The sequence below is a fragment of the Amycolatopsis silviterrae genome (genome assembly GCF_042684085.1).
Lineage (GTDB): Bacteria > Actinomycetota > Actinomycetes > Mycobacteriales > Pseudonocardiaceae > Amycolatopsis > Amycolatopsis silviterrae.
On sequence record NZ_JBHUKS010000018.1, the window covers coordinates 372,429 to 396,841 of the forward strand.

Annotated in this window: 20 protein-coding genes and 1 pseudogene; 9 read left to right on the forward strand and 12 right to left on the reverse strand. The window is 69.7% G+C overall.

The annotated features are described in order from the left end of the window. Positions 1-152 precede the first annotated feature (152 nt). From secA to mtrA, 6 genes and pseudogenes are all read right to left on the reverse strand, one after another. Positions 153-2,724 (reverse strand): annotated as a pseudogene (gene secA, locus ACFSVL_RS27075) (preprotein translocase subunit SecA); the annotation flags it as partial. Positions 2,725-2,989: 265 nt separating this feature from the next. Next, positions 2,990-3,673, reverse strand: coding sequence for a ribosome hibernation-promoting factor, HPF/YfiA family (gene hpf / locus ACFSVL_RS27080; RefSeq protein WP_378308365.1), 684 nt, complete (start codon positions 3,671-3,673; stop codon positions 2,990-2,992). 741 nt (positions 3,674-4,414) lie between these two features. After that, the gene (locus ACFSVL_RS27085; RefSeq protein WP_378308366.1) at positions 4,415-5,047 is read right to left on the reverse strand and encodes a ComF family protein; all 633 of its coding nucleotides are present in this window, start codon (positions 5,045-5,047) and stop codon (positions 4,415-4,417) included. Positions 5,048-5,109: 62 nt separating this feature from the next. After that, positions 5,110-6,879, reverse strand: coding sequence for an LpqB family beta-propeller domain-containing protein (locus tag ACFSVL_RS27090; protein WP_378308367.1), 1,770 nt, complete (start codon positions 6,877-6,879; stop codon positions 5,110-5,112). Further along, positions 6,876-8,606: an MtrAB system histidine kinase MtrB gene (gene mtrB / locus ACFSVL_RS27095; protein ID WP_378308368.1), complete on the reverse strand. Its 1,731-nt coding sequence runs from the start codon at positions 8,604-8,606 to the stop codon at positions 6,876-6,878. Before mtrB ends, ACFSVL_RS27090 begins: the two co-directional genes overlap by 4 nt. A gap of 7 nt (positions 8,607-8,613) precedes the next feature. Further along, a complete protein-coding gene (gene mtrA / locus ACFSVL_RS27100; protein ID WP_005150760.1) occupies positions 8,614-9,291 on the reverse strand; it encodes an MtrAB system response regulator MtrA in 678 nt (225 codons plus the stop codon). A gap of 173 nt (positions 9,292-9,464) precedes the next feature. Between mtrA and ACFSVL_RS27105 the strand changes: the two genes are divergently transcribed. From ACFSVL_RS27105 to solA, 3 genes are all read left to right on the forward strand, one after another. After that, entirely contained in the window at positions 9,465-10,250 is a 786-nt protein-coding gene (locus ACFSVL_RS27105; RefSeq protein WP_378308369.1) for an IclR family transcriptional regulator, read from the forward strand. A gap of 181 nt (positions 10,251-10,431) precedes the next feature. Beyond that, positions 10,432-12,666, forward strand: coding sequence for an FAD-dependent oxidoreductase (locus ACFSVL_RS27110; protein WP_378308370.1), 2,235 nt, complete (start codon positions 10,432-10,434; stop codon positions 12,664-12,666). After that, on the forward strand, positions 12,663-13,787 hold the full coding sequence (solA, locus tag ACFSVL_RS27115; RefSeq protein ID WP_378308371.1) for an N-methyl-L-tryptophan oxidase: 1,125 nt from the start codon (positions 12,663-12,665) through the stop codon (positions 13,785-13,787). The genes ACFSVL_RS27110 and solA overlap by 4 nt, the downstream gene beginning before the upstream one ends. Here solA and ACFSVL_RS27120 read toward each other — a convergent pair. Further along, the gene (locus ACFSVL_RS27120) at positions 13,777-14,679 is read right to left on the reverse strand and encodes an SDR family oxidoreductase (RefSeq protein ID WP_378308372.1); all 903 of its coding nucleotides are present in this window, start codon (positions 14,677-14,679) and stop codon (positions 13,777-13,779) included. The genes solA and ACFSVL_RS27120 overlap by 11 nt on opposite strands. Positions 14,680-14,763: 84 nt before the next feature. On the opposite strand from ACFSVL_RS27120, the gene ACFSVL_RS27125 reads away from it, so the two are divergent. Next, positions 14,764-15,336, forward strand: a complete 573-nt coding sequence (locus tag ACFSVL_RS27125) for a TetR/AcrR family transcriptional regulator (RefSeq protein ID WP_378308373.1) — start codon at positions 14,764-14,766, stop codon at positions 15,334-15,336. Here the strand turns inward: ACFSVL_RS27125 and ACFSVL_RS27130 are convergent. After that, positions 15,333-15,974 (reverse strand): dTMP kinase, encoded by a 642-nt coding sequence (locus ACFSVL_RS27130; RefSeq protein ID WP_378308374.1) that lies wholly within the window; start codon positions 15,972-15,974, stop codon positions 15,333-15,335. The genes ACFSVL_RS27125 and ACFSVL_RS27130 overlap by 4 nt on opposite strands. A gap of 26 nt (positions 15,975-16,000) precedes the next feature. Next, positions 16,001-16,258 (reverse strand): hypothetical protein, encoded by a 258-nt coding sequence (locus ACFSVL_RS27135; RefSeq protein WP_378308375.1) that lies wholly within the window; start codon positions 16,256-16,258, stop codon positions 16,001-16,003. A 354-nt stretch (positions 16,259-16,612) separates the two neighbouring features. On the opposite strand from ACFSVL_RS27135, the gene ACFSVL_RS27140 reads away from it, so the two are divergent. Continuing rightward, a complete protein-coding gene (locus tag ACFSVL_RS27140) occupies positions 16,613-17,575 on the forward strand; it encodes a hypothetical protein (RefSeq protein ID WP_378308376.1) in 963 nt (320 codons plus the stop codon). Between the two features lies 1 nt (position 17,576). On the opposite strand, the gene ACFSVL_RS27145 is transcribed toward ACFSVL_RS27140, so the two are convergent. Next, the gene (locus ACFSVL_RS27145; protein WP_378308377.1) at positions 17,577-18,209 is read right to left on the reverse strand and encodes a TetR/AcrR family transcriptional regulator; all 633 of its coding nucleotides are present in this window, start codon (positions 18,207-18,209) and stop codon (positions 17,577-17,579) included. 105 nt (positions 18,210-18,314) lie between these two features. On the opposite strand from ACFSVL_RS27145, the gene ACFSVL_RS27150 reads away from it, so the two are divergent. Beyond that, positions 18,315-19,088 (forward strand): glucose 1-dehydrogenase, encoded by a 774-nt coding sequence (locus tag ACFSVL_RS27150; RefSeq protein ID WP_378308378.1) that lies wholly within the window; start codon positions 18,315-18,317, stop codon positions 19,086-19,088. Beyond that, on the forward strand, positions 19,085-19,339 hold the full coding sequence (locus ACFSVL_RS27155; RefSeq protein ID WP_378308379.1) for a hypothetical protein: 255 nt from the start codon (positions 19,085-19,087) through the stop codon (positions 19,337-19,339). Before ACFSVL_RS27150 ends, ACFSVL_RS27155 begins: the two co-directional genes overlap by 4 nt. A gap of 3 nt (positions 19,340-19,342) precedes the next feature. Here the strand turns inward: ACFSVL_RS27155 and ACFSVL_RS27160 are convergent, their stop codons facing one another. After that, a complete protein-coding gene (locus ACFSVL_RS27160) occupies positions 19,343-19,807 on the reverse strand; it encodes a YbaK/EbsC family protein (protein WP_378308380.1) in 465 nt (154 codons plus the stop codon). A 45-nt stretch (positions 19,808-19,852) separates the two neighbouring features. Here ACFSVL_RS27160 and ACFSVL_RS27165 point away from each other — a divergent pair, with 45 nt between their 5' ends. Further along, positions 19,853-20,395, forward strand: a complete 543-nt coding sequence (locus ACFSVL_RS27165) for a helix-turn-helix domain-containing protein (protein ID WP_378308381.1) — start codon at positions 19,853-19,855, stop codon at positions 20,393-20,395. 52 nt (positions 20,396-20,447) lie between these two features. Here ACFSVL_RS27165 and ahcY read toward each other — a convergent pair whose 3' ends face one another. Beyond that, a complete protein-coding gene (gene ahcY / locus ACFSVL_RS27170) occupies positions 20,448-21,929 on the reverse strand; it encodes an adenosylhomocysteinase (protein WP_378308382.1) in 1,482 nt (493 codons plus the stop codon). Between the two features lie 128 nt (positions 21,930-22,057). On the opposite strand from ahcY, the gene ACFSVL_RS27175 reads away from it, so the two are divergent. Next, complete coding sequence (locus tag ACFSVL_RS27175; protein ID WP_378308399.1) at positions 22,058-24,295, forward strand: hypothetical protein; 2,238 nt, start codon at positions 22,058-22,060, stop codon at positions 24,293-24,295. Positions 24,296-24,413 lie beyond the last annotated feature (118 nt).

Genomic DNA, 24,413 nt, shown 5'->3' on the forward strand with positions numbered 1-24,413 from the left:
GGCGGACGGGACCGAGTCGGAGTCGGTGGCCGGCGGCTGCGGCGGGGCCGGGCGGGCGTGCTTGCCCTCGTCCTCGGCCTTGGCGCCGAAGGATCCGGCCGCCGCGGCGGTCGCGGACGTGACGCCGCCCGGGAGCGCCGACGGTTCCGGCTGGTGCGCGGGTTCCGGTTCGGCGCGCTCGACCTGCAGGTTGAACAGGAAGCCGACGGCCTCCTCCTTCAGCGAGTCGAGCATCGCGCGGAACATGTCGAAGCCCTCGCGCTGGTACTCGATCAGCGGGTCGCGCTGGGCGAGCGCCCGCATGCCGATGCCCTCCTTGAGATAGTCCATCTCGTAGAGGTGCTCGCGCCACTTGCGGTCCAGCACGGTGAGCATGACCTGCCGCTCGAGGCGGCGCATCGAGCCTTCCTCGCCGACCAGCTCGTCGATCTCGGCCTCGCGCTTGGCGTACGCGGCGAGTGCGTCGTCGACCAGTGCCTGGGTAAGGCTTTCCGCGTCGAGGTCGCCGTCTTCGACCAGGTCGTCCCAGTCGAGGCTCACCGGGTACAGCGTCTTCAGCGCGGTCCACAGCTGCTCGTGGTCCCAGTCCTCGGCGTAGCCCTGCGCCGTCGCGCCCGCGGCGTACGCCTTCACCACGTCGATGATCATGTGCTCGATCTGCTCGCGCAGGTCCTCGCCGCCGAGCACGCGCAGCCGCTCGGCGTAGATCACCTTGCGCTGCTCGTTCATGACCTCGTCGTACTTGAGGACGTTCTTGCGGGTCTCCATGTTGAGCTGCTCGACCTGGGTCTGCGCGCTCTTGATCGCCTTGGAGACCATCTTGTGCTCGATCGGCACGTCGTCCGGCAGCCGCATGGTGGTCATGATGCGTTCGACCAGCACCGCGTTGAACCGGCGCATCAGGTCGTCGCCCAGCGACAGGTAGAACCGCGATTCGCCGGGGTCGCCCTGCCGTCCGGAACGGCCGCGCAGCTGGTTGTCGATGCGCCGCGATTCGTGCCGCTCGGTGCCGAGCACGTACAGCCCGCCCGCCTCGCGGACGGCGTCCGCCTCGACTCGCGCCTCTTCCTTGATCTCCTCGAGCACCTTCGGCCACGCGGCCTCGTACTCCTCGGAGTGCTCGACCGGGTCGAGACCGCGTTCGCGCAGCACCTCGTCGGCCATGATGTCCGGGTTGCCGCCGAGCACGATGTCGGTACCGCGGCCCGCCATGTTCGTGGCGACCGTGACCTGGCCCTTCTTGCCCGCCCGCGCGACGATCAGCGCTTCCTTGTTGTGGTACTTCGCGTTCAGCACCTCGTGCGGCACGCCCAGCTTGAGCAGCAGCTTCGACAGGTGCTCGGACTTCTCCACGCTCGTGGTGCCGACCAGCACCGGCTGGCCCTTTTCGTGCCGCTCGGCGATGTCCTCGGCGACGGCCTCGAACTTGGCCTGCTCGTTCTTGTAGATCAGGTCGGCGCGGTCGGCGCGGACCATCGGCCGGTTCGTGGGAATCGGCACCACGCCGAGCTTGTAGGTCTGGTGGAACTCGGCGGCCTCGGTCTCGGCGGTACCGGTCATGCCGGACAGCTTCGAGTACAGCCGGAAGTAGTTCTGCAACGTGATCGTGGCGAGCGTCTGGTTCTCCGCCTTGATCTCGACGCCTTCCTTGGCCTCGATCGCCTGGTGCATGCCCTCGTTGTAGCGGCGGCCGACCAGGATGCGCCCGGTGAACTCGTCGACGATCATGACCTCGCCGTCGCGGACGATGTAGTCCTTGTCCTTGTGGTACAGCTCCTTGACCTTGAGCGCGTTGTTCAAGTAGCCGACCAGCGGGGTGTTCGCCGCCTCGTAGAGGTTCTCGATGCCGAGCTGGTCCTCGACGTACCGGACGCCCTTCTCGGTGACCGCGACGGTGCGCTTGCGGACGTCGACCTCGTAGTGGTACTTCGAGTTGATCAGGTTGGCCTTCTCGACCCGCTCGCGCGTGCCCATGGTGGTGGTGTCGATGCCCTGCATCAGCGGCGCGAGCCGGGCGAATTCGACGTACCACCGCGACGACTGGTCCGCGGGGCCGGAGATGATCAGCGGGGTGCGCGCCTCGTCGATGAGGATCGAGTCGACCTCGTCGACGATCGCGAAGTTGTGCCCGCGCTGCACGCATTCGTCGAGCGACCACGTCATGTTGTCGCGCAGGTAGTCGAAGCCGAACTCGTTGTTCGTGCCGTAGGTGACGTCGGCGTTGTAGTGCTTGCGACGCTCCTGCGGGTCCTGTTCGGCGATGATGACGCCGACCTCGAGCCCGAGGAAGCGGTGGATGCGGCCCATCCACTCCGCGTCGCGCTTGGCGAGGTAGTCGTTGGTGGTGACGACGTGCACGCCGTCCCCGGGGATCGCGTTCAGGTAGGCCGCGAGAACGCAGGTGAGCGTCTTGCCCTCACCGGTCTTCATTTCGGCGACCTGGCCGAGGTGCAGCGCCGCCCCGCCCATCAGCTGGACGTCGTACGGCCGCTGGCCGAGCACGCGGTGCGCCGCTTCCCTGGCGACGGCGAACGCCTCCGGCAGCAGCTCGTCCAGTGATTCGCCCTTGCCGTACCGCTCGCGGAACTCGTCGGTCTTGGCCCGCAGTTCGGCGTCCGACAGGTCCTTCACGTCGTCTTCGAGGGTGTTGATGTGATCGGCGATGTTGCGCAGCCGCTTCACCATCTTGCCCTCGCCCGCGCGGAGCAGGCGGTTCAGCACCATCCGGTCGACCTCACTAGCTGATCATGATCGCGCCCAGGCCGGTCCCGGGCAGTAATCGCCGCGGCTGGCGCCCGTGTGCGCCGCCGCCGTCTCCCCCATCGTAGGGAACGCGGGCTGGTCCGCGCACGCACGTCGTCGCAGAAGGTCACGACAGGTTCGCACAGGTCCCGACGAAGGTCGTGCCGCGGGTCGCACTCCGGGCACGCGGACGGCCCGCACGCGTTCGCGTGCGGGCCGTACCTGCGAGGTTGTGCTCAGGCCGGAGTCAGCCCAGCCGGATCACGCCGTAGTCGAAGCCCTTTCGCCGGTAGACGACACTCGGCCGGCCGGCCTCGGAGTCGTTGAACAGGTAGAAGTCGTGGCCGACCAGCTCCATCTCGTAGAGAGCCTGGTCCACCGTCATGGGGTCCGCGGCGTGTTGCTTCTCGCGGACGACGCGGCCGGGCTGATGGCCCAGGTCCTCGTCTTCCCAGCGCCCCTGCCGGGGAATGTCGCCCGCACTCGTCGCCGCGAAACCGTTCACCATGGGTTCGGTCGCGTCGGGTGCGTCCAGTACGGCCGTGCCCATGGCGGGCCCGGCGACGGCATCGGATCCGCCGGCCATCGACGTCGCCTCGGCGACGGACTCCGGACGGCTGCGTCCGTAATGCACGCGCCTGCGGTCGTGTGTCCGCCGGAGCCGGTTTTCCAGCTTGGTGACGGCGGAGTCGAGCGCTGCGTAGAAGTCGGCCGCGCTCGCTTCGGAGCGGACAGCCGGACCGCGGCCCTTCCCGGTGATCTCGACGCGCTGGCAGCTCTTGGCCTGCCTGCGGTTGGGTTCGTGGAAGAGTTCCACTTCGTAGCGGATGACCTTCTTGTCGTAGCGCTCAAGGCGGGCCAGCTTTTCGCTGACAAGCGCCCGGTAATGCTCGGGCACCTCCACGTTGCGGCCCTTAACGACGATGTCCATACACGACCTCCCTCGCTGAGGAAACTGCGAGCTGTTGTGTTCTCACGGCACCGGTACTGAAGCGGTTACTGCTCGGTTCGGCGGGCTGATAAAGAATTCGGCGACCGGATCACGACGTCTCGTGGCGGTAGCGCGAACGCGGACTCAGCGGGCCGCCGGCGCCAGGGACATGGGCTGCACACCTCCCTGCCTGCGGGTATTGCTGATAGCGGAGCACGTTAGCTTCATCACGCCGTCCGCAACAGCCCCCGAGCCGGGGGATGTCACGATCCGGGAACCCGTCACGGGGCGCAGTGAATCATGCGTGCGCAGCCCGAAATCGCCGCCCGGAAGGCCGAGCGCGCGTGCCCTGGTTTCACGCGGACGGCGCAACCCGGCGGCACCTCGGACGCCGAGGGTGACCGGCCCGCCCGGCACAGCCGCCACCTCGGTGGACTGCCCCGCTGCGGGAGTGATTCCGGCCTTGGCCCTCATATCCGATCAACGGGCGACGGCAGTCGGAGGTTCCCTCTTGACATCACTCGTGTAGGTGACACCTGGCGGTAGTGGTGCGTGGCGCGTCAATTGCCTCCCGGACAAGGAAGTGGGCGAAAGCCGTACGGCGGACGGTTTTTGGAATCGTTCCGGTTTGGCCGCGGCCAGCGCGAGAGATCGGGACGCGCGCACCGGATTTCGGTTTCGGATGTCGGCGGATTCGCGAGCGGCGGACGGCACGTTCGGGTTTCGGACACGGACTGCCTCTCAGACTGTCGCCAGCAGGGCGAGTACCGCCACCACCGGGACGCCCGCGTTTTTCAACGCCGTGACGCATGCGGCGGACGTGGCCCCTGTGGTGATCACGTCGTCCACCACCACGACCCGCGTCCCCGGCGGCGGACGCCCGGCCGCGGCGAAGCGGAGGCGGCCCGCCAGATTGGCGACCCGTTCCGCCCGGTTCAACCCGACCGCGTCCCGCCCGCCCTTCAGCACCAGGGCAGGCGCGACGTAAGCACCCGTCCACCGAGCGGTTTCCGCCGCGATCCGGAGGACGTGCGGACCGCCGCGAACCCGCGAAGCAATCCGCCTGCTCGGAGCGGGAACCAGGCACCACGGACTGCCCAGCAGCCCGCCCAGCGGCAACGCCATGAGGCCGACCGCGAGCACCCAGCCCAAAAACGGAGCCAGATCGCGGCGACGACGTTCCTTGTAGGCGATCAGGATCCGCTTGGCGACACCCGTATAGCGGGCCAGCGCATAGGCCGGGGCCAGCGCCGCCAGCGGCGGGCGAAACACCTCAGTGGGGGACCCCCACGCCGAGGAGCAGGCGGCGCACACCGGCGCGCCGCGGGTTTCACAGCCGGCACAAGCGGTCGGCAGGATCAGGTTCAGCGACATGACTCCGAGTGTGCACCCGACCACCGACAGTTTCGGGCGGCCGCGGACCGGGAGCCCGGAAATCACCCCGGATAGAACGGATCCGCGTTCTGCATCGAGTGCGAATGCGGCCGCCACACCTCGCCCAGCTCCGTCGCCGTCCACAGCCCGCCGGCGTCCGCGACCACGATCGGCCTGCTCGGAGCCGCCGCGACCGCGCGCACCGGAGCGGTGAGGTTCGAGCTGTTGTAGGCGTCCATCCGCCGCCCGTCGACCGACAGACGCTGGACCGGCTGCGACGGCGAGGCAGTCGCGGCGACGAGGGTGTCCGGCGTCGAACCCCAGTCCACGTCCGAGACGTCCGTCAGCACACCCGGCTGCAGGACCCGCGGCTCGCGCAAGGTGACCGTGTCGCCGCTGCGCACCACCGACGCCACGACCAGCTGGCCGTTCACCGTCGCGGCCACGCGGGCACCGTCCCGGGAAAGCCGCAGGACGCCGATCGGGCCCAGCGCCAGCAGGTCGTTCGCGTTGACGCTTTGGCGCAGCCAGTGGCCGTTCGGATCGAGGACCATCCGCGCGATGATCGAATGGTCGACGACCGTCCACACCTCGTTCGACGGCCCGGCCCCGGTCTGCGCCGGCCGCCAGGTGGGACGGCTCAGCGAACCGCCGCCGAGCTCGACTGTCGGCAGGTCGCGGCCGAGGTCGCCGATGCGCAGCCGGACCCGCTCGCCGTCCTGCTCGACCACCGCGAGGCGCTTGCCGTCGATCGACTGGGCCGCGCTCACCACCTGGTACGCGCCGTTGCCCACCGCGCCCGCGACCGGCGCGCCGTCGCCGAGCGAACGGACGCGGCCGCCGATCGTCATCAGGCCCAGCAAGTCCGAACTCGGCGACGAAGCGGCGTTGTACGCGGGCACATCGCTGCCGCGCCAGTACTCGTGGCCGGGCACGAGCGGCCCGCCGTCGGCGAGCAGCCGGATCCGGGTGGACGTGACGGTCTGCATCGACAGCACGATCTGCGCGGCGATCAGCGTCCGTGTCTCCGGGCTGGCCCCGCTGAGCCCGCTCAACTGCACGGTGAGCGAGCCGTCGTCGTTGTTCTTCACGTTGTTCTCAAGCTGCACGCCGTCGCCGAACAGGTTCTTCACCGCGCCGGTGAGCCCGGCCGAAGGGCCCTGCATGATCAGGTCCATGACCCGGCCCGGCATGCCCGACTGCGGTTTCGCCGGGACATAGCGCAGGTCCGGCACGAAGGTGCCGGAGCCCGGCGAGTAGAAGCTCACCGCGACCTGGTTGTAGTTGCCGTCGAACTCGTCGTCGGTCACCAGCAGCACCGGCGGGGGCGGGCTGGAGATCCGCCATTGCCCGTCGGCCTGCTTGCGCACCTGGAAGGTCTGCTCGGCCGGGCCGCTGCCGGGGATGAACGCGGAGTCCGCGCTCAGCGTGCCGAGCACCGAACCGCGCACGGTGACCGTGCGGACGTTCGGATCCGGCGCGGTCGACGACGGCGCTGGCGTGGCGGTGGGACCGGAGGTGGCGGCCGTGTCGTAGACCGTGCTGAACGTCTTGTCGATGATCGTGAACGAGCGGTTCGGCCGCCAGGCGGCCCGCTGTTTGTCGTCGAGGAACGCCTTCGAGGCCGCGTTGTAGGTCCGCGGATCGGCGTTGGCCTTGATGAACAGCCGCACGATGTCGAGGGGCTCGGCGTTGGCCGGCGGCTCCGGCGCGTTGTTGGCCTGCTGCGGAGCCTTTTCCGCGGACACGACGACCGGCAGCGATTCCTGCGGCACATTCGCGCAGCTCACGAGCACCAACGCGCAGGCGAGAAGGAGAAGCACTCGCCTCACTGACCGACCTCCTCCCGGTCCGGGGCCGGATCGGCCAGGATCGCTTCCGGCGCGGGCTGCAGTTCGGCGACCGACGACGGCGACAGCGTGATCTCCGAAACGGCGTCCGGCGGCGGCAGCACCAGCGGGCTGTCCGCGATCGGCACGCCTTGCCGCCGCGGCACCACGAGCCGGAAGCACGCGCCGTGGCCCGGTTCGCCCCACGCGTCGAGGACGCCGCCGTGCAGCCGCGCGTCCTCCTGGCTGATCGCGAGCCCCAGCCCGGTGCCGCCGGTGCGCCGGTTGCGCGACGGGTCGGCGCGCCAGAACCGGTTGAACACCAGCTCGGCCTCCCCCGCCCGCAGGCCGACGCCGTAGTCCCGGACGGTGATCGCGACCGCGGTCTCGTTCACCGCGACGGTCAGCACCACCGGTTTGCCCTCGCTGTGGTCGACCGCGTTGGCCAGCAGATTGCGCAGGATCCGCTCGATCCGGCGGGCGTCCACGTCGGCCGAGGTGTCCTCGTCCGGCAGCACCAGTTCGACCGCGCTGCCCGCGGTTCCGGCGAGCACCCGCACCTGCTCGACCGCGCGGGTCGCGATCGGCCGCACGTCGATGTACTCGGCCGACAGCTCCTCGACGCCCGCGTCGAGCCTGCTGATCTCCAGCAGGTCGCCGAGCAGCGCCTCGAACCGGTCCAGCTCGTCGACCAGCAGCTCAGTAGAGCGGGCAAGGCCGGGCGGGAACTGCTCGCGCGACGCGTGCAGCACGTCGGCGGCCATCCGCACGGTGGTGAGCGGGGTGCGCAGCTCGTGCGAAACGTCGGAGGTGAACCGGCGCTGCAGCCCGCCGAATTCCTCGAGCTGGCGGATCTGGTTCTGGATGCTGGCCGCCATGCTGTTGTAGGAAACCGCGAGCTTGGCGAGGTCGTCCTCGCCCACGACGGCGAGCCGCTGGTCGAGGTCGCCGCCCGCGAACTGCTCGGCCGCCGCGACCGCCTGCCGGACCGGCCGCACCACCTGCCGCACCACCAGGTTCGTGATGCCGGCGAGCAACAGCAGCAGCACGATGCCGGCCACGAACAAGGTGTTCTGCACGGTCGAGACGGTGGTCTGCTCGCTGGTGAGCGGGAACAGCAGGTACAGCTGCAGCGGGCTGGTCCCGGACAGCAGCGGCGTGCCGACGATCAGGTACGTGGTCCGCGCGCCGTTCTCGTCGACGGTGTGCTCGAGCCGGGCGAGGTGATCGGCCTCGACGAACTGGCGCAGCCGCTCCGGCACCGAGCCGAACGGCCCGACGAACACCGGGTCGGTGTCGGACTGGCCGCGTCCGACGCTGGCCAGCACGGGATCGAAGGTGCCCGCGGTGGAACCCGCGCGCGACGAAGACGTGGTCGAAATCTTCTTGAGCGCGTTCTGCAATCGCGTGTGCAGCGCGTCCGCGGACTCGCCGCCGACGCCGACCAGCTCACGGGCGGCGGTGTCGGCCAGCGCCTGGGTCTGCTCGATCGCGGCGCGGCGCTTGGTGTCCAGCAGCCGTTCGGTGATCTGGTTCTGCAGGACCATGCCCAGCACGAACACCACGGCCGAGGACAGCGCGAGCGTCGAGATCGTGACGCGGAACTGCAGCGAGTGCTTCCACAGCTCGTTGAACGCCACCGCGCGGCGGCGGGCGAAAACCACGACCCGGCCGGACAGCCGGGCCGCGGCGCGGACGGCGGCGCGAAGCCGCCCCGCGAAACCGGTCATCGCACGCTCACGGCGGGCCGGCCTTGTACCCGACTCCGCGCACCGTCAGCACCACCTCGGGGTGCTCCGGGTCCTTCTCCACCTTCGAGCGCAGGCGCTGGACGTGCACGTTCACCAGCCGGGTGTCGGCCGCGTGCCGGTAGCCCCAGACCTGTTCGAGCAGCACCTCGCGGGTGAACACCTGGCGCGGCTTGCGGGCCAGCGCCACGAGCAGGTCGAATTCGAGCGGGGTCAGCGGGATCGCCTTGCCCTCCCGGGTGACCTCGTGTCCGGGGACGTCGATCGCGAGATCGCCGATGGTGAGCGATTCGGCGGGCTCGGCCTCGGTGCGGCGCATCCGGGCGCGCACGCGGGCGACCAGTTCCTTCGGCTTGAACGGCTTGACGACGTAGTCGTCGGCGCCGGACTCGAGGCCGAGCACGATGTCGACGGTGTCGCTCTTGGCGGTGAGCATGACGATCGGCACGCCGGACTCGGCGCGGATCGCCTTGCACACGTCGATGCCGTTCATGCCGGGCAGCATGAGGTCGAGCAGGACCAGGTCCGGTTTCAGCTCCCGCAGCGCGGGCAGCGCCCGCGAACCGTCCGCGACCACCGCGGTGTCGAACCCCTCGCCGCGGAGGACGATGGTGAGCATCTCCGCCAGCGCCGGGTCGTCGTCGACCACCAAGACACGTGCCTTCATGACCACATGTTCGCACTACCGCCCGCACCCGCGCGCACGACCCGCGCGTTTGACCACCGGAAAGATCAAGATCACCGACCCGGTTGGGCCATCCGGCGGCGTCCCGCGTCCGGGGGAGGGCCGATTCGCCCGCTCAGCCGAACAGATCGCAGCCGAGCGGTTACTGTTGCGCTATGCGGAACCAGGACTCGGGAAACGCAACGGGAAGCGCGGTGCAGTCCGTCGACCGGGCGATCACCGTCCTGGAGCTGCTGGCTCGCAACGGCGAAACCGGCATCACCGAGATCGCCGGCGAGCTGGGCGTGCACAAGTCCACCGCGTCCCGGCTGCTCAGTGTCCTGGAAGCACACGGAATGGTCGAGCAGCTCGGCGAACGCGGCAAGTACGCGATCGGGTTCGGCGTGGTCCGGCTGGCCGGTGCCGCGACCGGCCGGATGGACCTGGCGAAGCTCGGCAGGCAGACCTGCCAGTCGCTCGCCGAGGAGCTGGGCGAGACGGTCAACATCGCGATCGCCGACGACGGCGTCGCGATCAACATCAGCCAGGCCCGCGGGTCGGCGGCGATCACCACGCAGAACTGGACCGGGCAGCGCACGCCGCTGCACGCCACCTCCAGTGGCAAGGTGCTGCTGGCCGCGATGGACGACGCCGGGCGCAAGCGCGCGCTCGCGCACGAGCTTGAGCAGTACACGCCGCGCACCACGGTCGACCGGGACGAGCTGGCGGCGGAGCTGGACCGCGTCGCCGAGGACGGGTACGCGGCTTGCTTCGAGGAGCTGGAGCTCGGCATGCACGCGGTCGCGGTGCCGGTGCGCGGGCCCGGCGGCGACGTCGTCGCGGCGATGAGCGCGTCCGGCCCGTCCTACCGGTTGTCGAAGCAGCGCATCCGGCAGATCGTCGCGCCGATGGCCGACGCGGCGCGGGAGCTTTCCGCTCAGCTCGGCTACTTTTCCGCGTGACCTCCCGGCCGCGGCGGCTCTCTTGACAGCGCGCCCGCGATCCCGCAATTTGTGAGTTGCAGCAGACGGAACATCGATCTCCATCCGCAACGCGCCCGTCCCCGGCGGGCCGTTCGGCATGCCTGTCTCGTCCCGAGCCGGGCCGTCCGCGCGACGGCCGGCAGGCAGGAGGTACCTCGCGATGGCAGTGCGACCGCGAGTGGTCGTGATCGGCGCCGGGCTCCTCGGCTGCGCGGTCGCCGACGAGCTGACCGAACGCGGGTGGACGGACGTCACCGTGCTCGAACCGGAACCGGCGATCGCCTCCGCCGGGCCGGGGCTGCTCTTCCGCACGCACGAGGACCGCACGGCGTCCGAGTTCGCGAAGTACACCGCGGAGAAGTACAGCGGGCTGACGGTCGACGGCGGCTGGTGTTTCCAGCCCGTCGGGAGCCTGGAACTCGCGACCACGCCGGAGCAGCTTCGCCAGCTGCGGCAACGGCTTGGCTGGGCGACGTCGTCCGGGGTGCGCGGCTATCTGCGCGAGCCGGGCGAATGCGCCCAGCTGCACCCGCTGCTCGACTCCGCGAAGGTGTTCGGCGGCCTGCACATTCCTGGCGATGGACTGGTCAAACCGGTCCGCGCGGCGCTCGCCCAGGCCCGCCGTGCCAAGGATCGGGGCGCGAAATTCCTTACCGGACAAGAGATTGTCGAGATCGTGCGTACCGCGGGCCGGGTGACCGCGGTGGCAACCGCGACCGATCGGTTCCGTGCCGACGTGGTCATCTCGTGCGCTGGAGTACGCGGACCGCAGTTCGGCCGGATGGTCGATCTCGCCGTGCCGGTGGTGCCGATTGCCGTCGAGCACGCGCGCACGACGCCGTTGGCGCAGCTCTCCGGGGACAACGACCACTTCACCGAGGCGGACAAACCGATCTTGCGCGGTGCCGGGCTGTCGCTGCGCGAGCATGTCGACCGGCTGGGCATCAGCGCGCTGGGCCCGGTCGAAACCGATGCCGCGTTCGCTCCAGCCGGCTTCGAGGAATCGTGGACGGCCGCGCTCGGATTGGTGCCCGCGCTGGCGGACGCGAAGGTCGAGGAGGGCGTCCGGCAGCTGGTCCCGGGCACGCCGGACGGGTTGCCGCTGTTGGGCGAACACCCGGACCTCGACGGGTTCTGGGTCGCCGAGGCGGTGGACTGCGCGCGGTCCGCCGGGGTCGCGCGGGAGCTGGCGCGTTGGCTGATCGAAGGGCAAGCGCACCTCGACCTGCAGTCCGTCGACCTCGCACGGTTCGACCGGCTGCAGCTCGCACCCGGACGCGTGCGGGAACGAAGCCTGACGGCGGCGGGCCATCCGCGGCCAGCGACGGAGCTGCTGCGGACCACGCCCTGCTACGAACGCGAAGTCGCGCTGGGCGCGGAGTTTCGCGACGAAGACGGCTGGGCGCGACCGCAGCAGTACACCGACAGCCGCGCGGAGGCCGTCGCGGCGCGCAGCCGGGTGGCGTTGTTCGACTTGACCCCGCGGCGACGGCTGGAGATCACCGGTCGTGGCGCGTTGCCGTTCCTGCAGACGATGACCACGAATCAGCTCGACCGGCCGCCCGGGTCGGTCGCCGGCACGTTGCTGCTCGGCGAAGACGGCGGGGTCCGCAGCGATCTCACCGTGGCCCGGCTCGGCGTGGAGCAGTTCCACGTCGCCGCGCGGCACCATCGGGATGTCGCCTGGCTGCGTCGGCACCTGCCTGGCGACGGGTCGGTCCAGCTGCGCGAGACCACCGGCGGCACCTGCTGTCTCGGCTTGTGGGGTCCGCTTGCCGCGCAGGTGCTGCCCGAACTGTCCACATCGGACTCCCGGGCTTGGCGGACGTACGTCGGCGACGTGCCGGTGACGGTGCTGCGCGTGTCGGAGGTCGGCGAACCCGGCTGGGAGCTGCACACCAGTGCGGACCTTGGCCGGTCGCTGTGGGACGCGCTCTGGACGGCCGGGCAGCCGTACGGGATCGTCGCGGCCGGTGAAGACGCGCTGCGCAGCCTGCGGATGGAGGAAGGCCACCGAAGATGCGGCATCGACGTGACCACTGAACACGATCCGTACGAGGCCGGTCTCGGGTTCGCGGTGCGGATGGACAAGGGCTACTTCCTCGGTCGCGACACGCTTCTCCACCGTTCTCGCGCAACGGTGCGCCGGAAACTGGTGTGTTTGACCATCGACGACACGCATTCCGTCTTGCAGGGCCGGGAACCGGTGTACGTCGACGGCCGTCCGGCGGGGTACGTCACGAGCGGCGCGTACGGCTACACCGTCGACAAAAACCTGGCCCACGCCTGGCTTCCCGTCGAGGACGCCCGGCCGCGCACGCCGGTGGAAATCGAGCACTTCGGGGAACGGTTCGCGGCGCGGGTGGCCGCGGAGCCGTTGAGGAGCGGTGAATGACGCATTACGACGTGATCGTGATCGGTCTCGGCGGCATGGGCAGCGCGGCTGCCTACCGGCTGGCGCGACGGGGCCAGAAGGTGCTCGGGATCGACCAGTTCGCGCCGGTGCACAACCTCGGTTCGAGCCACGGCGGTTCGCGGATCACGAGGCAGGCTTACCTCGAAGGTCCGGATTACGTACCGCTGCTGCTTCGCGCGCACGAGATGTGGGACGAACTCGAACGCGACACCGGACGGTCGCTGTTCACCCGCTGCGGCGCGGTGATGGGCGGCCCGCCGGAGTCGCGCACCATCACCGGCAGCACGCTTTCCGCGGAGAAGTTCGATATCCCGCACGAAATCCTGGACGCCCCCGAGATCCGGCACCGGTTCCCCACCATCACCCCGGCCGAGGACGAGGTGGCGCTGTGGGAACCAGGTGCCGGTTTCGTGTCGCCCGAAGGCAGCGTCGCCGCGCATCTGCAACTCGCCGCGCGCCACGGCGCCGAACTGCACCACGAGGAGCAGGTTTTCACCTGGACCAGCACGGAAACCGGGGTGCGCGTCGGCACCGCTTCGAGCTACTACACCGCCGAACGGCTCGTGCTGTGTCCCGGCGCGTGGGCACCCGTGCTGCTCGCCGACCTAGGCGTGGACTTCGAGGTGCAGCGTCAGGTCCAGTACTGGTTCGAACCGACGGACGTCCGGGCGTTCGCCGATCATCCCGTGTATATCTGGGAAACGGCTGACGGCGGCCAGTTCTACGGTTTCCCCGCGCATACCGCACAAGGCGTCAAAGTCGCTTCACACATCGGCGGCCTGCCGTGCACTGCCGACACGATCGACCGGCGCGTGCACGATTCCGAGGTGAGCGCGGTCGCGGCCGTCGTCGGCTCCCGGATGCCGACGCTTCCGGCGACCTTCCGCCGGGCAGTGGCCTGCCTCTACACCAACACGCCGGACGAGCACTTCGTCATCGCCCCGCACCCGAAGCATCCCCGGGCAGTGGTGGCGTGCGGTTTTTCCGGACACGGCTTCAAGTTCGTGCCGGTGATCGGGGAAATCCTCGCCGATCTGATCGTCGACGGCACGACGCGGCATCCGATCTCGCTGTTCGATCCAGCGAGGTTCACGCGGTAGCGAAGTAGTGCTCCTGTGCCAGGTCTTCAAGCAGGCCAGGGTGTTCCGGCTTCCAGTCGAGCAGTTCGCGAGTGCGCGCGGCGGAGGCCGGGACGCCGGTCTGCACCATCGGTGCGAGGAACGCGAAGTGCGCCGCGGCTTCCTCCGGCGTGATGGACTTCGCCGGGACACCAAGCCGCGCGCCGATCGTCTCGGCGATTTGCCAGAGCGAGATGCCCTCGTCGCCGACCGCGTGCAGCGCGACGCCAGCCGGAGCCTTCTCCAGCGCCAGCCGGTAGAGCCGGGCCGCGTCCAGCGTGTGGCCGGCGGACCAGCGGTTGGCCCCGTCCCCGACATACGGCGAAACCCCGGCCGCGCGGGCGAAACCGATCATGAGCGGGACGAAGCCGTGCTTGTCGAGCGAACTGTGCACCGACGGCGGCAGCCGCACGACTGACGACCGGACCCCGTGGTCAGCGAGCCCGAACACGTAGTTCTCCGCGTCGACCCGCGCGCCGCCGGGGAGCCGGTCGTCCTCGGCGAGAGTGCGGCCGAGCCCGGCGAACATCATCGTTCCCGAGGTCGAGACCAATGGCTTGCCGGTGCCGGCGAGGGTTTCGCCGAGCGCTTTCAGCGCGGCGAGATCCGCTTCGACCGCGCCGTCGAACTGGCCGCTGGCCATCAGGTCGTGCTTGAACGCCAGGTGCACGACCCCGTCCGCCTCGGCGGCCGCCGCGCGCAGGCCGTCGAGATCGTCGAGGTCGCCGCGCCACACCCGCGCGCCGCGTTCGGCGAGCGCCGCGGCGGAGGCGTCCGACCGGGCGAGGCCGACGACCTCGTGCCCGGCGGAAAGGAGTTCGGGGACGAGCGCCGAGCCGACGTGGCCGCTGGCTCCGGTGACGAAAATCCGCATGGACGGTCCTTTCACAGTTGATGACACCTAGTGCCATCACTGTACGCCTGATGTCATCGGGTGTCATCACCTAGACTGGACGGCATGGGCCGCTGGGAACCGAACGCACGCCACCGTTTGGCGGAAGCCGCGCTCGACCTGTTCACCGAACGCGGCTACGACGAAACGACGGTCGCCGAAATCGCCGAACGCGCCGGGCTCACGAAGCGGACGTTCTTCCGCCATTTCGCCGACAAACGCGAGGTGCTGTTCGGCGGGCAGGAGGAACTGGCCCAGCTGTTCGCCGAAGGCGTCGCCGGGACGCCAGCGGACGCGACGCCGTTCGAAGCGGTCGCCGGGGCATTGGATGCCGTGGCGGCGGATTTCACCGGCGAGCGGCTGGCTCGGGCCCGGCAACGGCAGCCGATCGTGGCGGCGAACAACGATCTGCTCGAACGCGAATTGCTCAAGCGCGCCAAGCTGGTCGCGGCCATGCACGACGCACTCGCCGCGCGCGCGGTCGAAGAGCCGGCCGCGACCGTCGCGGCGGAATTGGGCTGCCTCGCGTTCGGGATCGCGTTCAACCGATGGGTCGAGGCAGGAAACCGGCGGGAGTTCGGCGAACTGGCGGTCGAAGCGCTGGACGAACTGCGCGCCGCCACCGCCGCACTGGGCTAAGCGAGCAGCGACTTCGCCAGCATCGGCAGATCCACGCCGGCCACGCCGTCCAGCACATGCCACGGTGCGAGCCACGACGCCGCGGCCAGTTCGTCGTACACCGCGGCGCAACGCTGTTGCAGCGAATCGTCTGACTCGAACGCGTCTCGCGCCCGGTCCGCGTCCGACTCCGCCCGGCGCACTGCCCGCTCGGCCGCGACCTCCGGGCTCACCCGGAGCAGCAGGTGCGCGTCCGGTCGCGGCAGGCCGAACCGCTCTACCTCAAGGTCCCAAACCCACTGCACCACAGCACCATCGGCGTGTTCGCGCAGGCGCGCGGCGGCGTACGCGGCGTTCGAGGCGACGTAGCGGTCCAGCAGGACGACGTCGTTCGCGTCGAGCAGCGCGCGGATCTCGTCGGCCGCACCGCTGCGGTCGAGGGCGTAGAGCAACGCCATTCCGTACACGGAATCGGCGAGGTCACCGTGCCCGCGATGCAGCGTTTCGCGCACCAGATCGGCGTGCACGCTACGGCCGTAACGAGGGAAGGCGAGGCTGCCGACGCTCGCGCCCGCCTCTTCCAGCGCAGCAGTGAGCCCCTCGGACAGCGTGCGCTTGCCCGCGCCGTCCAGACCTTCGATTACGACCAGTCGCGCCACGCGGTCGAAGATACTTGGTGCGATCCTCAGGCCGTCTCGCGGCGCGCGCGGACGTAGCCGAAGTAGCCGACCGGCACCGCGACCAGCAGCCCCGCGAGGCAGAGCAGCGGAATCCAGTCGTCGCCGTGCGGCTGCGCCGGCGTGCTTTGGCCGTCCCTCGGCACCACCTCGCCGCGCGGCACGGACGCAAGGTGGGCGTTGCCGGTGCCGGCGGGCTGCGCCGCGCCCGCGCCCGGAGCCGACACCGGCAACGCCAGGCCCGTGAACGCCACGAGGAGCAGCAAGCGTCCAACGTGCCTTCGGCAAGTGGTCGAGGACCGCCGGACCCGCCCGGCAGTGCTCCCCACGTGATTCGGTTTCCCCAGCACCACGACGCACCTCCCGCCTAGACGTGGCCAGTGGTGGTCACAACGGTGAACTGGTCGATCACGCGGAGCAAGATGCCTGTCCGGCGACGAGGGTGTTCCGGGTCGGCGGTGGAACACGGAACGGTTACCCTTCCGTGGCCAAGCACACCAAACGGGGGCGGGACCTGTTACCGCGCGCTGCTAACGTGAACGTTCCGCGGCATTCACGCCCAGCGCACGGGCGGCGTTGAAGGGACAGCGGTGGCACGAGACGGGGATGGCCCACTGATCATGGAACCTGGCCGGCGCGGCGCGGGTGAACTGCCGCCCGAGCTTGGCGAAGCACTGCGCTCCGGAGAGTTCCACCATGCGCTGCGGCTCGCGATCGCGCATCGCGGACTGTCGCTCGCCCGGCTGCGCGCGCACCTCGCGCTTCGCGGCGTCCACATCGGACAGTCGACGCTGAGCTACTGGCAGCGCGGCCTCCGCCAGCCGGAGGTGCCGAAGGCGCTGCCCGCGGTCCGCGCGCTGGAGTCGGTGCTGCAACTGCCGGCGGACTCGCTGGTGGTGCTGATCGGCCCGCGCACCGCCCGTCCGCGCGGACACCAGGCGGCGGCGTCGTTCCACGACCTGCGCTCGGGCGAGATGGGCGCGATCGTCGAACAGCTGATGAGCGACCTCGGCGCGGCACCGGCGTCCCGGCAGTCCAACTCCGACCTGGAAATGCTGTCGGTGCACGACCAGATCACCATCGACGAGCAGAAACATCAGGTTAAATTCCGCACCAGGCTGGTCACCCGGGCACGCAGGCACGGCCCGGACCGGTACGTGGCGGTCTACAACGGCGACCCCGGCTGCCGGATCGACGACGTCGAGCTGATCACCGCCGAAGGCTGCCGCGTCGGCCGGATCCGCAGGCACCCGGCGCGCGAGACGATGGCGACCGAACTGCTTTTCGACCGGAAGCTCGCCGAAGGCGAAATCCACGTATTCTGCTTTGAAATCCACGACAATTCCGCCGTCACGTTCCCCGGGTACTACCGGATGCTTCGCGACCAATGCGCGAGCTATTTGCTGCAACTGCAGTTCGCGCCGACCGCGATGCCCGCGAGGATCACCCGGGAGGTCCGCGCCCGCGACGACGCACTGCCGGTCGAGGCGGAGGAATTGCCGTGCGACACCGGCGGCGTCACGAGCGGGTATTTCCGCGACACCGGACCGGGACTGGCCGGCATCGCGGTGGAATGGAACTGACTCACGCCCCCGGTCCATGCACGGCGTACCGGGCGGCGATGGTGCGGACAGCCTCGTCGACTACCTGAGCGACGCGTTCGGCGCTCACCTCCCAGCCCGGCACCAGGAGCGTCGGCCAGAAGACGTAGTTGGAGATCATGCCCAGGAACTGGGTGGCCGCGAGGTCCGCGTCCTCGACCCGCACCGTTCCCGCCTCGTGCTCGGCCAGCAGGTAACTGCGCACGGACTCGAAGTACGGCATCTTCCCGCGCGCGAACTGCGCGTGGGCCAGCTCGGGAAACCGCGGCAGCTCCGCGATGACGATCCGGAACAGGTCGGTCATCTGGGCCCGGCCGAGCAGCTGCGCGTAACGGCGGCCGATGATGCCGAGCCCGTCGACGACGTTGCCCGCTGGCGGGGGGTCCTCCTCGTCGGCGGTCGACCATGACTCGGTCACGATGGCGTCGAACAGGGCGGCTTTGCTCGGAAACTGCTTGAACAAGGTGGCCCGAGAAACGCCCGAGGACTCCGCGATCCGCGCCAGCGACGTCCGGTCGTAGCCCAGTTCGAGAAACAGCGCGGTCGCGGCCGCCACGATCAGCGCGCGCTTTTCCTTGGCGACGCGCTGGTGATACGTCGGCACGGCTCCGCTCATCGGCCGAGCATACGAGGTGAGTGGCTTGACTCGCCACTGCCGGGGACCTAGCGTCATGGGTGGTGAGTCGACCGACTCACCACCCATGTACCGAAGGACCATTCGATGCCCCGCTTCGACAACCAGACCGTGCTCGTGACCGGTGGAGCCGGCGGCCAGGGCTCAAGCCACGTACGCGCCTTTCACGCGGAGGGAGCGAACGTGGTGATCGGCGGCATCGACGCGCGACGCGGCACCGCTCTCGCCGATGAACTCGGACCCCGCGCTCGCTTCGTCCGCCTCGACGTCACCGACGAAAGCTCGTGGTCCGCCGCCGTACTAGCCGCCGAGAGTGCCTTCAGCGCCGTAAACGTGCTCGTCAACAACGCGGGCGTACAGAATCCGCCGGCCACCATCGAGCACACGGACCAGGCCACGTGGTCGCGCATCCTCGACGTCAACCTCACCGGGATCTTCCTCGGCATCAAGACCGCGACCCCCGCCCTGCGCCGCGCAGGAGGGGGAGCCATCGTCAATGTCGCCTCGATCATGGGCCTGGGCGGCACTGCGCACTATGCGCCGTACGTCGCCAGCAAGTGGGCCGTGCGAGGCCTCACCCAAACGGCAGCGCTCGAACTCGGCCGCGACCACATCCGCGTGAACACCATCCACCCCGGCGTGATCGCGACCCCTTTCATCCACGAACCAGCAGCCGGTGCCACTGCGGCGATCGCCGACTTCTACTCGCCCGAGCCGTTCGCCATCCCCCGTCTCGGAGAGCCAGCCGACGTCACCCGGCTGCTCCTGTTCCTCACGTCCTCGGACGCGTCGTTCATCACGGGGTCGGAGTACGTCATCGACGGCGGGCTCCTCCTCGGCCCCGCCCTTCAGGCCGCATGAGCACTCCAGACACGACCCATGTGCCCAGCCACGTCCGGCGAGCCATCGTCTTCCACCTCAAGAACGGGATCCGCGCGGATCTGCCCGCCCGGGCCACGCCGGTGACCAGCCCAGCGGAACGTCAGGCCGTGCTGGCGGAGATCGTCGCGGATCTCAATCAGCCCCACGACCCCGGCACCATCCGGCCGACCCGGCTCGAAGACTGGGCGGACAGCCGGCTGATGCGCGTCAGCTTCCGCCATCGGCCGTGATCGTTACCCGTCCACTCGCCGCGGCGTGCCCTTGGTGATCCGCACCAACTCGTCGAACGTCGTCGGGAACACAGCGTTCGGCGTGCCCGCGGCGGCCCACACCTCGGCGTACTGCCGCAACGCCTCGTCCACCACCGTCTCCAGCGGCGCCGGATGCCCGACCGGCGACACCCCGCCGATCACCTGCCCGGTCGCCGCACGCACCTCGTCCGGCTTGGCCCGGCGGATCCGGCCCCGCCCGAGCCGAGCGGCGAGCGCCTCGACGTCCACCCGGTGCGCACCGCTGGTCAAGACCAGCAACGGCGCGTCGTCGGCCATGAACACCAGGCTGTTCGCGATCGCGCCGACCGGACAGCCCAGCGCGTCCGCCGCCTCGGCCGCCGTCCGCGTGGACTGCGGGAGCGCCCTCGCCTGCCCCGCGACCCCCGCCTCGTCGAGCGCGTCCTGCACATTTCGCATCGCCGACATACACACCTCCAGCTGTTCTGTAAACAGAACACTAGACTAGGCCGGGTGTCGACGTCACCCGCCCCGGACGGCCGCGCGCTCGCCGCCGCGGTCGGCGCCCGCATCCGCACCCTGCGCACCCGCGCGGGCGTCGGCCTGACCACGCTCGCCGCGGACAGCGGCCTCGGCAAGGGAACGCTGTCGGAACTGGAAAACGGCCGCCGCAACCCGACGCTGGACACGCTGTTCGCCATCGCCACCGCGCTGTCGATCCCGTTGAGCGACTTGCTCTTCGGCGACGACGGCGTAGCCGAAGCCCACGGCGACAGCGTGACCGCGACCCTGCTCGGCCGCTGGGAGGACGCCGACGGCGTCACCGAGGTTTACCGGCTGACGATCCACGAGCGAGTGCAGGTGTCGCATCCGCACAGTGCGGGGGTGCGGGAAGTCCTGACGGTGCTGACCGGAACGGCGGAGGTGGGGCCGGTTTCCGCGCCGGTGACGGTTTCGGCGGCCGGGACGCATACGTTTATCGCGGAAACGGACCATATTTACCGCGGAATTGGCGGACCGGCTACTGCGGTGCTGACGATGCGGTATCCGCGTTAGAAACACCAAAGCCGCCCCGAAACGCATTCCGGGGCGGCTTAAGCGTCAGCGATCAGTAACGGTAGTGCTCAGACTTGAACGGACCCTCGACATCCACGTCGATGTATTCCGCCTGCTCCTTCGACAGCTTCGTCAGCTCGCCGCCCAAAGCCTCGAGGTGGATCCGGGCCACCTTTTCGTCCAGCTTCTTCGGGAGGCGGTAGACCTCCTTGTCGTACTCCTCGGTCTTGGTGAAGAGTTCGACCTGCGCGATGACCTGGTTCGCGAAGCTGTTCGACATCACGAAGCTCGGATGCCCGGTCGCGTTGCCCAGGTTCAGCAGCCGGCCCTCGGACAGCACGAGAATGCTCTTGCCCTCGGGGAACACCCACTCGTCGACCTGCGGCTTGATGTTGATCCGCCGCACGCCGGGATAGCGGGCGAGGCCGGCCATGTCCAGTTCGTTGTCGAAGTGGCCGATGTTGCCGACGATCGCCTGGTGCTTCATCCGCGCCATGTGCTCGACCATCACGACGTTCTTGTTGCCCGTCGTGGTCACGTAGATGTCGCCCTCGTCCAGCACCGTCTCCAGGCGCTTGACCTCGTAGCCGTCCATCATCGCCTGCAGCGCGCAGATCGGGTCGATCTCGGTGATGATCACCCGCGCGCCCTGGCCGCGCAGCGATTCCGCGGCGCCCTTGCCGACGTCGCCGTAGCCGCAGACCACCGCGACCTTGCCGCCGATCAGCACGTCGGTGCCGCGGTTGATGCCGTCGATCAGCGAGTGCCGGATGCCGTAGCGGTTGTCGAACTTCGACTTGGTCACCGAGTCGTTCACGTTGATCGCCGGGAACAGCAGTTCACCCGCGGCCGCCAGCTGGTACAGCCGCAACACGCCGGTGGTGGTCTCCTCGGTGACGCCCTTGACGCTCTGCCCGATGGCGGTCCACTTGCCGGAGTCCGCCCCTGTGCTCGTAATCGACGCACGCAGCAGCTCCAGGAAGACCTTCCACTCCTCCGGGTCCTCGTCGTCGGCGGCTGGGACCACGCCCGCCTTCTCGTACTCGGCACCCTTGTGCACCAGCATGGTGGCGTCGCCGCCGTCGTCGAGGATCATGTTCGGGCCTTCGCCCTCCCACGTGAGCATGCGCTCGGTGCACCACCAGTATTCCTCGAGCGTTTCGCCCTTCCACGCGAACACCGGGACGCCCTTGGGCTCCTCGGCCGTGCCGTGCGGCCCGACGACGACCGCGGCCGCGGCGTGGTCCTGCGTGGAGAAAATGTTGCACGAAGCCCAGCGCACCTCCGCGCCCAGCGCCACCAGCGTTTCGATCAGCACCGCGGTCTGCACGGTCATGTGCAGCGAACCGGCGATTCGCGCGCCACGCAGCGGGTACACCTCGGAGTATTCGCGACGCAGCGCCATCAGGCCGGGCATCTCGTGCTCGGCGAGCCGGATTTCCTTCCGGCCGAACTCAGCGGCCTCGAGATCGGCGACGGCGAATTCGAGGCCGCCCCGGGTGTCGTGCCGCTTGACAACGCTTTCGGGGGTCATAGTGCGGTTCCTCCAAGGTTTGATGGCACCTGAACAGTACCGTTGTCGGCTCGACCCTGACTCGAACGGATGAGGAGAGAACCACCGTGCCCGCCCCGCTCCCCGGCCCTGACACCCGCATCGTCGAAATGAGGGTGTCCGGACTCGTGGGCACGAGCGGCGAGACGCTCCTCGACACGGTCCAGACCGTCGACGTCGCCGGCGACGGACTCGGCCGCGTGGTGCGCCCGGCCGACCGGCTGCGCCGCCCGGCACCGGGTCCGGTGGTGCCCGCGCTCGGCCGGTCGATCCCGCGCACCGTCGAAGGCTACCTGTGGAGCGGCATGACGTCCGGCGGCGTCGCGAAGGCCGTGTGGGCGCTGCTGTTCCCGTTCTCGCTGGCGAACGTCGCGTTCTGGATGCTGCCGCCGGTGCACCGGGGCCGCTGGCTCGGCGGGCTGTGCCGCGGCCTGCTGCGGATCGCCGCGGTGCTGCTCACCATGCTGCTGGTCAGCCAGGTCGCCGCGGCTATCCTGGACCTCGTCGCGACGCAATGCCTCGCGCCCGGACGCGCCTGCCTCACCTTGGTGCCCCCGGAGCTGCGCAAAGGACCGCTGCGGATCGGCGTCGGCGTGGCGGTGCTGCTGGCGCTGGTGTACGCGCTGCACCGGATCTCGTCCACGAACTGGCGGGTGCGCCCGCCCGAGCATCCCGGCCGCAAAGGCATGCCGATGCGCTTGCGCGCCGACCCGGAAGCGCCCGGAATGTCCGCGACACACGCGGTGGCCGCGCTCGCCTGCATCGCGTTGCTCTTGCTCGGCGGACCATTCCACGTGCCCACCGAAATCCCCCGATTGGTCGCCTGGATCTGCACGCTCGCGCTGGTGCTCGCCGTCCTGATCGGGAGCGCGATCGGCAGCGACACCGGCCCCATCGCACGCCGGAGCCTGGTCACCTTCGCGACGCTCCTGGTCATCTTCGCCGCCGTGCTGGCCGAGCCGGTGGACAACCGGCTGCCCGGCGTCGACAACACCGTCGAAGGTCTCGGCGGCTCGCTGATTGTCGTCACCCTGCTGTTCGCGCTCGCGCTCATCCCGTCGGCACTGCTGGCCCGCTCAGCCTGGCGAGACCGCCCACGCCGGCTCCGCCCATGGCTCGGCGGCTGGGCCGCAGCCCCGGTCCTCGCACTGGCCGGCCTGCTCGGCGGCGGTTTCGGCGCCGGACTGGCGATCGCCATCCGAAAACTGCTCCGCACCGAAAACCTCGCCCTGCCCACGACGTACGACCTGGTCACCGTGCTGTGGGGCGGCGGACTCGGCCTGATGGCACTGCTGGCCATCGCGGGCTACGCGATCGCCGTCCCGCTGCGCCGACGCCGCCGCGGCATCCCTCCGATCGTCGAACTGATGGAGCACGACGAGCAACAGGAACAAGACGCCGCCCGGGCTTGGGCACGCTCGGCTTGGGAGCGCAGGCACCTGCACCACCTGGCCCTGATCGTCGCGCTGGGCCTGTGCGTCGGCGCGATCGCCCTGCTGGTCGTGCGGTTCGGCTTCAACCTGCAACCAGGCTGGTACACCCCGGTCTCGGCAGTCGGCGTGTTCGCACTGGGCGCTCTCGCGGCTGGCCTGCTTCGAGTGGTCTACTCCGCAGCACGTTCCCCCCAACGAAGCCGACACCTAGGCGCCCTCGCCGACCTCGTGTCGTTCTGGCCGCGCGCAGCACACCCCGGAGTACCGCCGTGCTACGCGCTCAAGGTGGTTCCCGAACTGGCGGACCGGGTGAAGGAACACCTGGCTGAACCCGGTACGCGAGTCGTGCTGTCCGGGCTGAATCTCGGCAGCATCCTCACCGTGCTGACGGCCGCCCAACTGTGCGCCGAACTCCCGCCACACGAACGCGACCGAGTCGGCCTGCTCACCGCCGGATCGCCCCTGCAATGGGGTTACCAGCGCGCTTTCCCGGCAGTCCTGCCCCAAGATTCGCTGGCCGATCTCTTCTCCTCGCTGGACGGCCGCTGGCGCGCACTATGCCGAGGCACCGACATCTTCGGCGGCGGCGTCACCACCTGGCGACACCAAACCAGCGGCGGTCACCTACTGGGCGAAGGCTTCCTGCCAGAAGGCGGCTGGGGAGCCCTGGAAACCACCCCGGACGACGCAGGAGTCCTGGTCCTGGGCGGCGACCACTGGCTCCCCGACCCCCTGCGAGCCCCCGACGGCCGCAACCGCTGGGCCCCCGGAGTCCTCAAACACACCGAATATCTGGCCGACCCCGAGTGGGACAACGCAGTCGCCATGGCCGCAGGCCTAGGCCGCCAGAACGGCCGAACCCGCACGCTAGGCGAACAAGGCTCCCTCTTCGGCGATCTACCCCGCCCCCGCTAGTCCGTGAGGGGAACCCTCACGGACTCTGATTCCTTCAGGGTTCCCCTCACGGACAACCGCCGCCCGATGCACCCAATGAAGGCAGGCACCCAGCCCTCCCCCGCACCTCGATACGAAG

Coding starts and splice junctions, on each gene's coding strand:
- hpf (WP_378308365.1), bottom strand. CDS start 3,673: ATGGACATCGTCGTTAAGGGCCGCAACGTGGAGGTGCCCGAGCATTAC.
- ACFSVL_RS27085 (WP_378308366.1), bottom strand. CDS start 5,047: ATGTCGCTGAACCTGATCCTGCCGACCGCTTGTGCCGGCTGTGAAACC.
- mtrB (WP_378308368.1), bottom strand. CDS start 8,606: ATGACCGGTTTCGCGGGGCGGCTTCGCGCCGCCGTCCGCGCCGCGGCC.
- mtrA (WP_005150760.1), bottom strand. CDS start 9,291: ATGAAGGCACGTGTCTTGGTGGTCGACGACGACCCGGCGCTGGCGGAG.
- ACFSVL_RS27105 (WP_378308369.1), top strand. CDS start 9,465: ATGCGGAACCAGGACTCGGGAAACGCAACGGGAAGCGCGGTGCAGTCC.
- ACFSVL_RS27110 (WP_378308370.1), top strand. CDS start 10,432: ATGGCAGTGCGACCGCGAGTGGTCGTGATCGGCGCCGGGCTCCTCGGC.
- solA (WP_378308371.1), top strand. CDS start 12,663: ATGACGCATTACGACGTGATCGTGATCGGTCTCGGCGGCATGGGCAGC.
- ACFSVL_RS27120 (WP_378308372.1), bottom strand. CDS start 14,679: ATGCGGATTTTCGTCACCGGAGCCAGCGGCCACGTCGGCTCGGCGCTC.
- ACFSVL_RS27125 (WP_378308373.1), top strand. CDS start 14,764: ATGGGCCGCTGGGAACCGAACGCACGCCACCGTTTGGCGGAAGCCGCG.
- ACFSVL_RS27140 (WP_378308376.1), top strand. CDS start 16,613: ATGGAACCTGGCCGGCGCGGCGCGGGTGAACTGCCGCCCGAGCTTGGC.
- ACFSVL_RS27145 (WP_378308377.1), bottom strand. CDS start 18,209: ATGAGCGGAGCCGTGCCGACGTATCACCAGCGCGTCGCCAAGGAAAAG.
- ACFSVL_RS27150 (WP_378308378.1), top strand. CDS start 18,315: ATGCCCCGCTTCGACAACCAGACCGTGCTCGTGACCGGTGGAGCCGGC.
- ACFSVL_RS27155 (WP_378308379.1), top strand. CDS start 19,085: ATGAGCACTCCAGACACGACCCATGTGCCCAGCCACGTCCGGCGAGCC.
- ACFSVL_RS27160 (WP_378308380.1), bottom strand. CDS start 19,807: ATGTCGGCGATGCGAAATGTGCAGGACGCGCTCGACGAGGCGGGGGTC.
- ahcY (WP_378308382.1), bottom strand. CDS start 21,929: ATGACCCCCGAAAGCGTTGTCAAGCGGCACGACACCCGGGGCGGCCTC.
- ACFSVL_RS27175 (WP_378308399.1), top strand. CDS start 22,058: ATGAGGGTGTCCGGACTCGTGGGCACGAGCGGCGAGACGCTCCTCGAC.